The 14,697-nt window shown below is 69.2% G+C and carries 3 protein-coding genes; all 3 read left to right on the top strand.

Annotation, left to right across the window (positions count from 1 at the left end; translation table 11 throughout):
* Positions 1-5: 5 nt before the first annotated feature.
* From LXE91_RS33765 to LXE91_RS33755, 3 genes are read left to right on the top strand one after another with little or no spacing between them, the layout of a single operon-like run.
* Complete coding sequence (locus LXE91_RS33765; RefSeq protein WP_039355055.1) at positions 6-1,622, top strand: MBL fold metallo-hydrolase; 1,617 nt, start codon at positions 6-8, stop codon at positions 1,620-1,622.
* Positions 1,610-5,530, top strand: coding sequence for a non-ribosomal peptide synthetase (locus LXE91_RS33760; RefSeq protein WP_039355058.1), 3,921 nt, complete (start codon positions 1,610-1,612; stop codon positions 5,528-5,530). The genes LXE91_RS33765 and LXE91_RS33760 overlap by 13 nt, the downstream gene beginning before the upstream one ends.
* Complete coding sequence (locus LXE91_RS33755) at positions 5,527-14,631, top strand: non-ribosomal peptide synthetase (RefSeq protein ID WP_076841474.1); 9,105 nt, start codon at positions 5,527-5,529, stop codon at positions 14,629-14,631. The genes LXE91_RS33760 and LXE91_RS33755 overlap by 4 nt, the downstream gene beginning before the upstream one ends.
* The last annotated feature ends 66 nt before the right edge of the window (positions 14,632-14,697 follow it).

The following is a 14,697-nucleotide window of genomic DNA, read 5'->3' as shown; positions in this document are numbered from 1 at the left end:
CTTCGTTGACTATTTCGTCCAGCACGCAGGTCTACCTGCGCCAAAACATCCAGTTCGAACCGCTGATCAACAGCTGGTACGCGTGGTATCACACGCTTCCGCCGTTGACCGCCGCCCTCAACGTGGCGGAGCGGTTCCTGCCGCTGCTGAAGTCCTATGCCGCATCGCCGATGATGCATGCGGCGGCCTGCAAGGATCCCGCGATGCGCGGCGGGCCGTTCCTCGACCTGGGCGGCCAGCGCGTCGACGAAATCCGCGCGCTGATCGAGCAGACCACCCAACGCGCGACCCGGCAACTGGAACTGGCGAAGGCATACAAGGCGTTCTCCACGCTGCTGCTGGAACGGGCCACGGGGATGGCGTCGGACCCGCTCTACCCCGAGATTCCGGAGGTGCTGAAGGGCTATGTCGAGATCTACTACGACCTGAACCACAACCCGTCCTTCCGGGTGTTCGAAAGCCTGCTGTACGCGAGCCCGTTCTATGCGCGCGATGCGCAGAGCATCGCGCTGTCGGCGATCGATGAGCACACGCCGCGGCCGTTCATCCTCAGCACGCCCCGGCTCCGCGACGAGCGCACGGTGTTCAGCAACATGGCCTTCGACGACCGCGCGCTCGACACGCTGTTCCGCATGCGCGACACGCCCGGCAGTTACGCGAAGATCGTCGACCTGATGCGCGTGGAGGAGAAGGACGAGCCGCTGTTCCGCTCGTTCTTCGTCGAGGAGGCGCCGGTGCCGAAACCGGATCGTTCGTTCGACGGCGACGACATCCGCATCCGCTACTACGGCCACGCGTGCGTGCTGATCCAGAGCCGGGGCGTGAGCATCCTGATCGATCCGGTGATCAGCTACGGCTACGACACCGCGCTGCCGCGCTATACGTTCGCCGACCTGCCGGACCAGATCGACTACGTGCTGATCACGCACAGCCATCACGATCACATCGTCCTCGAAACGCTGCTGCAGCTTCGCCACAAGGTCAAGACCGTGGTGGTCGGCAGGAATCTCGACGGCTTTCCGCAAGATCCGTCGATGGAGCTGGCGTTGCGCAAGCTCGGCTTCGACGACGTGCTGGAAGTTCGGGATGCGCAGGAAATCAAGGTGCCCGGCGGCGCCATCACCGCCATTCCGTTCATGGGGGAACACAACGACCTGGCGATCCACAGCAAGCAGAGCTTCATGATCCGCTTCGGCTCGCGCTCGGTGCTGTGCATCGCCGATTCGTGCAACCTGGACCCGTGCCTCTACGAGCATGTCTTCCGCCTCGCCGGCAAGCCGGACACGCTGTTCGTCGGGATGGAAACCGAGGGCGCGCCGCCGTCATGGGTCTACGGCCCGCTGTTTCCCAAGGCGCTGCCGCGCGACATCGATCAGTCACGCCGGGCACGCGGCTGCCAGTTCGGCGAGGCCGCCGCGCTGGTGGACGATTTCGCGTTCAACGCGGCGTACGTCTATGCGATGGGTCAGGAGCCCTGGCTGAACCACCTCCTCGACAACACCTTCGACGAAAACTCGCCCAGCCACATCCAGTCCACCCAGTTCGTCGCGCACTGCAAGGCCAAGGGCATCGCTTCCGAAATCCTGTACGCGACGAGGGAGATCGTGCTTTGTCAGAACTGAATCTCAACGCGCTCTCGACCAGCGGGCAATACCAGGAACACGTGGCGTTCTGGAACGACGCGCTCGGTCGCATCGATGAAGATTTCCGCCTTCAGCAGGCGTGGCAGGCGTATGCGCTGCCGCTCGGCCCCGAGCCGGCCCTGACGTTCGCGCTCGACGGCGACGCGGCGCAGGTGCTGGAGCGACTCGCCGCCGGCAACGAGCTGGGCGCGTTCGTCGTGCTGCTGGCCGCGCTGTTCCGCGTGCTGGGGCGCTACGACGGCGCGGCCGGCCTGTTCGTGGCGTCGCCGCAGCTGATCGTCGAACCCGCGAGCGGCTGCGCCGAGCCCGTCCCGCTGCTCGACGCCGGCGAGCCCGGCCCCACGGTTCGCGCGTACCTGAACCAGCTGCGCGACAGCGTGCAGCGCAGCTATTCGTACCAGGATTTCCCGATCGCCGCCCTCGCGCACAAGCTGCATGGCGAACGGCGCGCGACCAACGTCGGCGTGCGCTTCGACGGCCTTCACGAAGCCTGGGCAGCGGCCGACTACGACCTGTCGATCGAGATCCGGCGTCGGGAGCGCTACGAGATCGTGCTGACGGGCCGGCCGACGGTATTCACGCTGCACTATCTGCAGCATGTCGCACGGCACCTGCGCAACGTCGTGGCCGGCTTCGGCGCACTGGATGCGCCGCTCGACACCGTCTCGCTGCTCGACGACGAAGAGCGCGCGCGCCTGCGCTCGCATGCGGCGCCCGTCGCGGTACAGGGCACCTTCCTGGAGCAGTTCGCACAACGGGTCGCGGCCGCGCCGGACAGCGTCGCGGTGGTGACCGCCGACGCATCGCTGACCTATGCCGAACTCGACGACCAGGCATCCCGGCTGGCGAGCTTCCTGCTCGCGGAATACGCGATCGAACGCGGCGACGTGGTGGGCGTGGTGGCCGACCGTTCCGAGCGCTGGATCGTCGGCATGCTCGGCGCCCTCAAGGCGGGCGCGGTGTATCTGCCGCTCGACCCGGAATTTCCGCGGGAGCGGCTGCGCTTCATGATCGAGGACGCGAAGGTCAAGGCGCTGCTGACGCACTCGGAACACCTGCCGTTGCTCGCCGATTTCTGGGCGATCCCGATGTTCGCCCTCGACTTCCAGCTCGACACGCTGGCCCCCGCGTCGGCATCGGCGCCGGTCGAGGTGCGGCCGGACGATGCGGCGTACATCATCTATACGTCCGGCTCCACGGGCGTGCCCAAGGGCGTCGTGCTCGAACACGCAGGGCTCCTGAACATGGCGCAGTACCACGTGGACGCATTCGGTTTCGATGCCGCCGACCGCTTCGCCCAGTTCTACTCCCCGGGCTTCGACGGCTCGATCATGGAGATCTTCGTCACGCTGCTGGCGGGCGCCCGCCTGGTGCTGGCGAAGACCGCCGTGATCCGGGACGTGCCGCGTTTCGTCGACTACATCGCGCAACAGGGCGTCACCACCGTCAACGCGACGCCGGCCTATCTCGCCGCGCTCGACTGGCACGCGCTCGGCGCCGTGAAACGGGTCATCAGCGCGGGCGACAGCGCCCGCGTGGCGGATCTGCGCGAGCTGGCCCGGACCCGCACCTGCCACAACTCGTACGGCCCGACCGAGGCAACCGTGTGCATCGCGGACTACGTGGTCGACCCGGCCATCACCTACGGCGCCCGTCTGCCGGTGGGCCGCCCGATCCATAACACGCACCTGTACCTGCTCGACGAGCACGGGGCGCTGGCCCCCGAGGGCTGCACGGGCGAGATCTGCGTGTCCGGCATCGCGCTGGCGCGCGGCTATGTCGGCCGCGACGACCTGACGGCCGCCGCGTTCGTCGACCACCCGTTCGAGGCGGGCGAGCGCCTCTATCGCACCGGCGACCTCGGCGTCTGGCTGCCGGACGGCAACCTGGAAGTCACCGGGCGGCGCGACACGCAGGTGAAGATTCGCGGCTACCGGATCGAAATGGGCGAGATCGAGGCGGCGCTCAGGCAGCACGCCGGCGTCGCCGACGCGATCGTGTTCGTGCGCGAGGACACGCCGCAGCACAAGCAACTGGTGGCCTGCGTCGCGACGGCGACGGCCAGCGTCGCCAGCCTGCGGGAACACCTGAAGGAACGCCTGCCCGAGTTCATGGTGCCGGCGTCGATCGTGACGCTCGAACGCCTGCCGCTGACGCCGAACGGCAAGCCCGACCGCAAGGCGCTCGCCGCGCTGGAACTGGCGCCCGCGCCGAGCGAAACCGCCTACGTCGCACCGGCCAATGACGTCGAGGCGCGCCTGGGCAGGATCTGGTGCGACGTGCTGGGCCGCGAGCCGATCGGCGTGCACGACAATTTCTTCGAACTGGGCGGCGACTCGATCCTGATCATCCAGGTGATGTCGCTGGCCCAGCAGGTCGGGCTCAAGTTCACCGCCGACCAGTTCTTCGTACACCCGACCATCGCCGAGCTCGCCCAGGTCGCGACGGAGGCGCCGTCGATCCGGATCGCGCAGGAGCCGGTGGTCGGCCCCGCCCCGCTGACGCCGATCCAGCACTGGTTCTTCGCGCAAGACGTCGCCGATCCGCACCACTACAACCAGTCGACGATGATCGAGGTGCCCGCATCGCTGCGGCCGGACACGATCGAGCGCGCGCTGGCGGCCGTCGCGACGCATCACGACGCGCTGCGGCTGAGTTTCGCGTGCGTCGCCGGCGTGTGGCAGCAATCGCATGCCGCGCCGCCGCTGGCCATTCCGCTCGGCGTCACGTCGCTGGCGGACGCGGCGCCTGCCGCACGGCAGGCCGCGATGCTCGCGACCGCCACCGGCATGCAGGAAAGCTTCACGCTGTCGGCGCCGCCGCTGCTGCGCGCGCACCTCTTCCAGTTCGGTCCCGACGCGCCGCAGCGCCTGCTCGTGGTCGCGCATCACCTGGTGATCGACGGCGTGTCGTGGCGCATCCTGTTCGAAGACCTGTACGCCGCATGTCGCCAGCTCGAAGCGGGCCACGCGGTACAGCTCCCGGCCAGGACGACGGCCTGGCGCGACTGGTCGACGCGCCTGTCCGGACTCGGCGCGACCGCGCTCGACGGCCTGGGGCTGGACTACTGGCTCCAGGGCAACGCCGGCGAGCCGGCGTGCTTCGACGACATGCCGGCCGGCACCGTCGCCGAAGCGGGCTCGACGATCGTCGAGTTCGATGCGCAGCAGACGCTCGCGCTGTTGCAGGACGTGCCGCGTGCGTTCAACACGCAGATCAACGAAGTCCTGCTGACGGCCCTGCTGCTCGCGTTCGGCGACTGGACCGGCAACGCGTCGCTGGTCGTCGATCTCGAAGGCCACGGCCGCGAGGACGTTTTCGACGGCGTCGATACGTCGCGCACGATCGGCTGGTTCACCACCCACTATCCGGTGTGCCTGAACGCCGGCGACGCCACCGTGGCGGTCGACGCGCTGCGCCACGTCAAGGAGCAGCTGCGCGCGGTCCCGATGCGCGGGCTCGGCTACGGCATCGCCCGCTACCTCGGCCACGACGCCGGCATCGCGGCGGCGCTCGAACGGCAGCCGCCGGCGCCGGTGCGCTTCAACTATCTCGGCCAGGTCGATCGCGTGCTGGCCGACGACACGGGCTGGAAGCCGGTGCTCGACTTCCAGAGCCCCGAGCACAGCTCGCGCGCACGTCGCGGCCACCTGTTCGAGATCGACGGGATGGTGTTCGACGGCCGTCTGCGCCTGACCTGGCGCTACAACCGCGAGGCCTGCGCACCCGGCGTCATCGAACAGCTGACGCAGTGCTACCGCAGCCGCCTGCTGTCGATCGTCGCGGCCAGCGGCGACGGCCCGCGTGCGCTGAGCCCGTCGGACTTTCCGGCCGCGCGCATCAGCCAGGAAGCGCTGGACGCCCTTGTCTCAAGGATCAAATCGTGACATCCCCCACCATCGCCGATATCTACGAGCTCTCCCCGATGCAGGAGGGGATGCTCTTTCATGCCGTGCACGAGCCCGGCTCGAGAAGCAGCTTCAACCAGCTCAGTTGCCGGATCACCGGCAGCCTCGATCCCGCGCTGTTTCATGCCGCGTGGCAGCAGCTCATCGATCGGCATCCGGTGATGCGCACGTCGTTCCATTGGGAGGAGTTCGACAAGCCCATGCAGGTCGTGCACGCGCACGCCACGCTGCCGTGGGTGCAGGACGACTGGCTCGACCTGCCGGAACACGAACAGCGCACACGGTGGCGCGCGCATCTCGACAACGACCTGGCCGAGGGCTTCGCGCTCGATCGCGCGCCGCTCGTGCGCTGTCGCCTGGTGCGCGTCGCCGCCGACGCCTACCTGTTCAGCTGGAGCCACCATCACATCCTGGCCGATGGCTGGTGCCTGTCGCTCGTCATCGAGGAGATCTTCGAGGTCTATGGCGCGCTCGCGCGCGGCGTGCCGCCGGCGCTCCCGCCGGTGCGCCCCTACCGCGACTATATCCAGTGGCTGCAGCAGCACGAGCCGCAAGCCGCGCAGCAATACTGGACGCGCTATCTCGAAGGGTTCCGCACGCCGACCCCGCTGCCCACGGCCGCGCGCGCGGGCGCGGGCGCGGGCGAACGCTTCGGCCAAGGCCTCGCGCAAGTGCAGGCCGACCTGTCGGCCGACCTGAGCGCGCGCCTGCGGCAATTCGCGGCCCGCCATCACGTCACCCTCAATACCCTCGCGCAAGCGGCGTGGGCGCTCGTGCTGTCGCGTTACAGCGGGGAAACCGACGTGGTGTTCGGCGCCGTCGTGTCCGGGCGGGGCGCCAACCTGCCGGGGATCGAAACCATGCTCGGCCTGTTCATCAATACGGTGCCGGTGCGGGTGCGGGTCGACCCGAGGCAGCCGCTGGTGCCGTGGCTGAAGATGATCCAGGCGCGCGTGGCCGCCCGCGCGCCGTTCGAGCACACCCCGTTGCCCGACATTCAGCGCTTCAGCGACGTGCCGCCGACGGCGCCGCTGTTCGAGAGCAACATCACGTTCATGAATTACCCGCTCGACGCGTCGCTCACGCATGGCGCGCACGGGCTGGCGGTCGACGAGGTGCAGCTCTACAACCGCGCCGACATTCCGCTCGAATTCGTGGTGACGGCGCGCGACGACTGGAAGATGGAACTGTCGTTCGACCCGCGGCGCTTCGATGAAGACACGATGCAGCGGATGCTGGGCCACGTGGCCGCGACGCTCGACGCGTTCGCGGCCGATCCGAACCGGCTGCTCGGCCGCGTGCCGATCTTGCCCGACGCGGAACGCCGGCAGTTGCTGGAGACCTTCAACGACACCACCGTGCCGTTCGACGCCGCGCTCACCGTGGTGCATCGCCTGGAGCAGGCCGCCGCGGACCACCCCGAGCGGCCCGCGGTCGAGTACCGGGATGGCGTCCTGAGCGCGGGCGAACTGAACGCGCGCGCCAACCGCATCGCGCACCGCCTGCTCGCCGCCGCCGACCTGGGCCCGGACGCGCTGGTCGCGATCTGCATGCACCGGTCCGCCCAGCTGATGGAGGCGATCCTCGCGGTCTGGAAGTGCGGCGCCGCCTACATTCCGGTCGACCCGAATTATCCGGTGGCCCGCATCCGCACCATCCTCGAGGATTCCGGCGCCGCCCTCGTGATCACCTGCGACGGGCTCCTGCCCCCGGAGCTGGCCGGGATCGCGCCGGTCGTGTCGCTCGACGTCGCCACCGACACCGTCGACGACACCAATCCCGGCCGCCCCGTGTCGCCCGACAGCCTCGCCTACGTGATCTACACGTCCGGCTCCACCGGCAAGCCCAAAGGCGCGATGGTCGAGCACGCCGGCATGCTGAACCACATGCTCGCCGAGATCGACGAGTTCTCGATCTCGGCGTCGTCGGTGATCGCGCAAACCGCGCCGCACTGCTTCGATATTTCGGTCTGGCAATTTTTCACGGCACCACTCGTCGGCGGCAAGACCGTGATCGTCGAGGACGACTGCATTCGCGATCCCGCGCGTTTCGTCGCGTACCTGGAAACCACCCGGATCAGCATCCTCGAACTGGTGCCGTCCTATCTGTCCGCCGTGCTCGAGCGCGCGTCGGAACGGCCGGCGATGATGCGGCACCTGCGGCACCTGCTCGTCACCGGCGAGATGGTCAGCCCGGCCCTGGTGAAGCAGTGGTTCGACGTGTTCCCGGCGATCCCGCTGGTGAACGCGTACGGCCCGGCCGAAGCGTCCGACGACGTCGCACAGCACCGCATGACGAGCGCGCCGTCCACGCCTTACGTACCGGTCGGCAAGCCGATCCGCAACGTTCGCCTCTACGTCGTCGACCCGCAGATGAACCTGTGCCCGATCGGGATTCCCGGCGAGCTGTGCGTGTCCGGCATCGCCGTCGGCCGCGGCTATCTGAACAACGAGGCCGCCACGCGGGACGCGTTCGTCGAGGATCCGTTCCATCCGGAGCGCGGCGTCCGCCTGTACCGCACCCGCGACATCGGCTGCTACCTGCCCGATGGAACGATCGTGCTCCACGGCCGCAAGGACCACCAGCTGAAGATCCGCGGCTACCGCATCGAGCTCGGGGAGATCGACAACGCGCTGGCCGCCATTCCGGAAATCCGCCAGGCCGCCGCGCTCGACTATCGCGACGAGGCCGGCCGCGCCGCGCTGTGCGCGTACGTCGCGTTCCGCGCCGGCGCGTCGCTGAGCGACGCCGGGATCGCCGCCGCGCTGTCCGCCACGCTGCCGGACTACATGGTGCCCGGCATCTACGTGGTGCTCGACGCGCTGCCCCTGAGCGGCAACGGCAAGATCGACCGCAAGGCGCTGCCGCCGCTGGACCGCGCGCGACTCGCCGCCACGGCACACGCGCCGACGCCGCCCCGCACGCCCACCGAGACGCTGCTGTGCCGCATCTGGGGCGAAGCGCTGGGCATTCCGTCGCCCGGCATCCACGACAACCTCTTCGCGCTGGGCGGCGATTCGATTCTGAGCATGCGCATCGTGTCGCTGGCCGCGAAGGCGGGCCTGAAGCTCACCACCCGGCTCATCTTCCAGCATCCGACGGTGGCCGAACTCGCCGCCGTGGCGACGCGCGGCACCGTCGGCGCGGCGGCGTTCGTCGCGTCGTCCGGCCCGCTGCCGCTGACGCCCATCCAGAAGCGTTTCTTCGCGCAGAGCAAGCACGACCCGGACCAGTACAACCAGGCGGTCCTCCTCGACGTGCCGGCCGACCTCGATCCGGCCTTGCTGCGCCAGGCGCTGCGGCACGCGGTCAAATGGCATGACGCGCTGCGGCTGCGCTTTCGCGCGGGCGAGAGCGGCTGGACCCAGGAAGTCGTCGACGACCCGGAGATCCCCGTCGTCGTGTCCGACATTGCGCGCGACCAGCTCGCGGAATACGTCGCGCAGTCGCATGCGAGCCTGAATCTCGCGGACGGCCCCGTCGTGCGCGCGGACCTGTTCCGCGTCGACGAAGGCCGTTCGCTCCGCCTGCTGCTGGTCGCCCATCATCTGGTCGTCGACGGCGTGTCGTGGGGCGCGCTGCTCGAAACCGTGTACGACGCCTATACCCGCCTGCGCAACGGCAAGGCACCCGAATTCGCGGGCGGCAGCGCGACCTGGACCGCATGGACCCGGGCGATCTCGACCTGGGCCGGCTCCAGCGCCGCCGACGCCGACCTCGCCCATTGGCAGGCCCTCGCGCGTGCCGCCCTGCCCGGCCTGCCGCTCGATCGCGATGCGCCTGCCGACGCCAATACCGTGTCGTCCGCCGAAACGATCGTGGTCGAACTGGGTGAAGCCGCGACGACGGCCTTGCTGGGCGCCGCGCCCCGCGCCTACGACGCGCAGGTCAACGACGTGCTGCTCGCCGCGCTCGCGCGTGCCGTCAGCGAATGGAGCGGATGCGCCGACGTGCTGCTGGATCTCGAAGCGCACGGGCGCGAGGAACTGATCGACGCGCTCGACATCTCGCGCACGGTGGGCTGGTTTACGTCGGTCTTCCCGGTCTTGCTGACGGTCGATGCCGGTTCGCACGATCCGGCCGGCCTCGTCGCATCGGTCAGGACGCGGCTGCGCGCGGTGCCGAACGCGGGCATCACCTACGGCCTGCTGCAGGACCGGCTCGACGGCCCGCTTCCGCAGCCGCGACTGCAGTTCAACTACCTGGGCCAGACCGACCAGCTGTTCACCGCCGCACGCGACTGGAAACAGGCCGCGGAATCGAGCGGGGACGGCCGCCATGCGAACCAGCTGCGCGAGCACCTGCTCGACATCAACGCATACGTGACCGGCAACCGCCTGCACGTCGCGTGGGAATTCAGCCGGGCCTGCCACGACACGGACACCATGCTGCGCGTCGCGCAAGCCTACATCGCGGCGCTCGAAACCCTGGTCGCCGGCCACGCCGTCCCGTCCGCATCGACCCGGCCCGCGACCGCCTTGCCGCAGGCGCCGGCATCGGTGAGGCCGGACGAGATCGCCGACGTCTACCCGCTGACGCCGACCCAGCAGGGCATGCTGTTCCACAGCCTGTACGAACCCGCGTCGGATGCGTATTTCAGCAGCCTGAATTTCGGTATCGACGGGGCGCTCGACGTCGAACGGTTCCGCCGCGCGTGGGAAACCGTGGCGCACCGGCACGACATCCTGCGTACGTCGTTTCACTGGGAAGACATCGAAAGCCCCGTGCAGGTCGTGCATCGCCGGATCGACTTGCCGTGGCACGACGAGGATCTGCGCGCGGCGTCCGCCGCGGAGGCCGAACAGCGCCGGGAAGCCTACGTGGCGCAAGACCGGGCGCGCGGCTTCGACTTTACCCGCGCGCCGCTGATGCGGCTCGCGCTGTTCCGCGTGGGCGAGCACGCATGGCGCTTCCATTGGAGCCATCACCACATCCTGCTCGACGGGTGGAGCTCCGCCCGGCTGCTGAGCGAAGTGGCCGCCGCCTATCAGGCGCCGCCGGCCGACGGCGCGCCGCAGCGGGACGCGCCGCCTGCCTTCGCCGATTACGTGCGCTGGCTGGCACGCCAGGACGACGCCGCCGCGCAACGTTTCTGGAAGACGAAGCTGGCGGATTTCCCGGCGACGACACCGCTCGTGCTGGGCCGCCCCGAACTCGACGGCACGGCCACGCCGGGCGCCTACGTGGAAGAGCCGCTGCTGCTCTCCGAAAGCGACACGCAACGGCTCGTCGCGTTCGCGCAATCCCGCCGCCTCACCCTGAACACACTCGCGCAGGGCGCATGGGCGCAGTTGCTGAGCCGCTACAGCGGCGAATCGGACGTCGTGTTCGGCACGATCGTTTCCGGTCGTCCGGCGTCGCTGCCGGCGTCGGACGAAATGGTCGGGCTGTTCATCAACACGCTGCCGGTGCGGGTGCGCATCGACGCGCGCCCGACGTCCGCGTGGCTGGCGCAATTGCAGATGGATCTCGCGCAGCAGGAGGACTATGCGCACTATCCGCTGGCCGACATCCAGAAATTCGCCGGCCTGCCGCCCGGCGTGCCGCTCTTCGAAAGCCTGCTCATCTTCCAGAACTATCCGGTGGAAGAAGCGCTGGCCGATGCGCTGCCCGGCCTGCGGATCGGCGCATTCGAGGTGTCCGATCCGAACAATTACCCGCTGACGCTGGTCGTGACGCCGGGCAAGCGCCTGTCGCTGCAGGTGCTGTACGACGACGGCCGGTTCGATCGCGACACGATCGTCCGCCTGCTGCGCCATGTCGAGACCCTGCTCACCGGCCTGGCCGGCGCGGAAGATCGCCCGAACCGCAGCGTGCCGCTTCTCGCTGCCGCCGAGCGGGACGCCATCCTGCTCGGCTGGAACGACACGTTCGCGCCGGTTCCGTCCGACCGGACGCTGCCCGAACTGATCGAGGCCGTCGCCGCCGCGCATCCCGAGCGCGTGGCGGTTCGCTGCGGCACGGAGGTTCGCACCTATCGTGACCTCGTCGAAGGCGCCAACCGGATCGCCGCGCATCTCCTGCAGACGGCGCCGCTGCAGCCGGACGACCGGATCGCCGTCTGGATGCCGCGCTCGCCGCTGATGCTGGAAACGATCCTGGCCATCTGGAAGTGCGGCGCGGCGTACGTGCCGGTCGATCCGGCCTATCCGGCCCAGCGGGTCGAGACCCTCCTGACGCTCGCGCGGCCGGCCGTCATCGTCACGACGGACTGCGTGCCGCCGCCGGCGCTGGCGTCGGTCCCGCTGGTCGATCCGGCCCGCCTGCCCGGCCATCGCGGTGCCGAAGCGCCGACGCCCGTGACGCCGCGTTGCCGGCCCTCGGACCTCGCCTACGTGATCTTCACGTCGGGTTCGACCGGCCAGCCGAAGGGCGCGATGGTCGAACATCGCGGCATGCTCAATCACGTGCTCGCGATGGCGCGCCGGGTCGGGCTCGGTGCGCAGAGCGTGGTCGCCCAGACTGCTTCGCACTGCTCCGATATTTCGGTCTGGCAGTGCTTCGCGGCGCTGGCGTCGGGCGGCACGACGGTGATCTATCCCGATGCCGTGATCCTCGAACCCGCGCGCCTGATCGACAGCCTGCACCGCGACCGCGTCACGGCGATGCAATTCGTACCGTCCTATCTCGCGACCTTTCTCGGCGAACTGGAACGGCACGCGGCACCGGCCTTCCCGCACCTCGACACGCTGCTGACGATCGGCGAAACGCTGCAGCCCGCCACCGCGCAAGCCTGGTTCCGCCTGAATCCGGCCGTCCGGCTCATCAACGCCTACGGGCCGACCGAAGCGTCGGACTCCGTCGCGCATTACAGCCTGACGCGCGCGCCGGATGGGCCGGCGATTCCGATCGGCCGGCCGATCGAGAACCTGCGCCTCTACGTCGTGGACGCCGACATGAATCCGTGCCCGGCAGGCGTCAAGGGCGAGATCTGCATCGGGGGCGTCGGCGTCGGGCGCGGCTACCTGTTCGACGAAGCCCGCACCCGGGCGGTGTTCCGCGATGATCCGTTCAGTCCGGAACCGGGCGCGCGCCTGTATCGTACCGGCGACATCGGCTGCTTCGGGGCGGACGGCAATCTGCACTTCTTCGGCCGCCGCGACTTCCAGGTCAAGATCCGTGGCTATCGCATCGAGCTCGGGGAAATCGAAGCCGCGCTGACCGGTCTCGCGGGCATCTCGCACGCCGTGGTGGTCGCCCGGGAAACGTCGGATGCCGAAATGACCCTGTGCGGCTACGTATCGGGATCCGGCTGGACGCCCCAACGCTTGCGCGACGCACTGCGCGACGCGCTGCCGGCGCACATGGTGCCCGACACCATGATGCTGCTGCCGGCGCTGCCCGTCATGCCGAACGGCAAGATCAACCGCGCCGCGCTGCCGCTGCCGGAAGCCGCGTCCGTGCCCGACGGCGTGCGGGCCGATCCGCAGACGCCGGTCGAAGCGGCGCTGCTGCGCCTGTTCGCCGAGGTCCTCGGCCGCCGCCCGAACGGCGTCGACGACGATTTCTTCGAGCACGGCGGCCAAAGCCTCAAGGCGATCCAGATGGTCAGCCGGATCCGGCGCGAACTGAAACTGGACGTCGCGGTCGCCGACATCTTCCATGCGCCGACGCCGCGCGCGCTCGCACGGAGGCTGGCTGCCATGCCCGTCGACGGCGCCGCCGACGACGACGCGATCATTCCGGCGCTGGCCGCACAACCGTCCTACGCGGTGTCTCGTGCACAGAAGCGGATCTGGCTCGCCAGCCGCGGCGCGGATCCGTCCACGTACAACATGGCGGGCGCGCTGCAGCTGGACGGCGCCGTCGATACCGCGCGCCTCGTCCGTGCGTTCGACATGCTGGTCGATCGCCACGAGAGCCTGCGCACCGTGTTCGCGATGATCGAAGGCGAGTTGCGGCAACGCATCCTCAGCCGCGAAGCGTCCGGATTCCGGGTCGAGCAGCGCGATCTCGCAGACGATGCCGGCCCGCAAGCGATCGATGCGCTGATTCGCGCGGAAAGCGAGCAGCCATTCGATCTCGCGTCGGGACCGCTCTTTCGCGTCAAGCTGGTGCGGCTCTCGCAGGAGAAGCATCTGCTGTTGCTGAACATGCACCACGTGATCTCGGATGCATGGTCGATCCGCGTGCTGACCGACGACCTGCATGCGCTGTATGCGGGACGCGACCTGCCGCCGCTACCGATCCAGTATCGCGACTACGCCGCGTGGCACAACGCGAGCCTCGCGGGTCCGCGCGCCGCCGCGCATCGCGCGTACTGGCTCGAACAACTGGCGCCGCCGCTGCCCCGCCTGCAACCGGCATCCGACTTCCCGCGTCCCGAGCGGCTCGGCCATGCCGGGCAGACACTCGAAGTCGAACTGCCGCAGCCGCACGCGGCGGAACTCGCGACGCTCGCCCGCGCTCACCATACGTCGCTCCACGCGGTGCTGCTGGCGTCGTTCTGCGTGCTGATGCACCGCTACACGGGGCGTGAGGACATCGTCATCGGCAGCGTGTCGGCCGGACGCGACAGCGAGCAGCTCGAGTCGCAGGTCGGCGTGTACCTCAACACCGTCGTGCTGCGCGTGCCGGTGCGGAAATCCGCGACGGTCGCGGAGGTGATCGACGGGGTGGCGAAAGCCTCCGCGCAAGCGCTGGAGCATGCGTCCTATCCGTTCGACGTGTTGCTGGAAGACCTGAAGATCCGCACGCCGGCGAACCATTTCCCGATCTTCGACATTCAGGTGAACCACGTTTCGATGCCGGCGCCGCAGCCCGGCCTGCGCATCACGGACATCTCGCCGGCGGACGCGACGGCCAAGTTCGACCTGTCCTTCCAGGTCGTGGAAAGCGAAGGCCGGCACCTGATCCAGTTCATCTACAACACCCACCTGTTCCGCCCGTCGACCATCGCCGCGATGCGCGATCGACTGCTCGCGATCCACGACGTCTTCCGTCGCGATCCGGCCACGCCGGTCGATCGCATCCCGCTCTCCGACGACGCGCCCGCCGCCGGCCCGCGAGTCCGGGTCGGCCTGCGCCTGAAGCACGCGCCCGCGGTCACGGCCGACGACGCGCTCGAGGAGAAGACGTGATGCGCGCCCGCCGGGGTTCGGGCGGCGCGCGCCGTGCGCGCCGCTTCGGGTTGTTTCAGGTGAACA

Origin of the sequence: Burkholderia contaminans (genome assembly GCF_029633825.1) — a bacterium.
Taxonomy (GTDB): domain Bacteria; phylum Pseudomonadota; class Gammaproteobacteria; order Burkholderiales; family Burkholderiaceae; genus Burkholderia; species Burkholderia contaminans.
The sequence above is the reverse complement of the archived record's forward strand: the minus strand, read 5'-3'. Positions and strand labels throughout refer to the sequence as shown.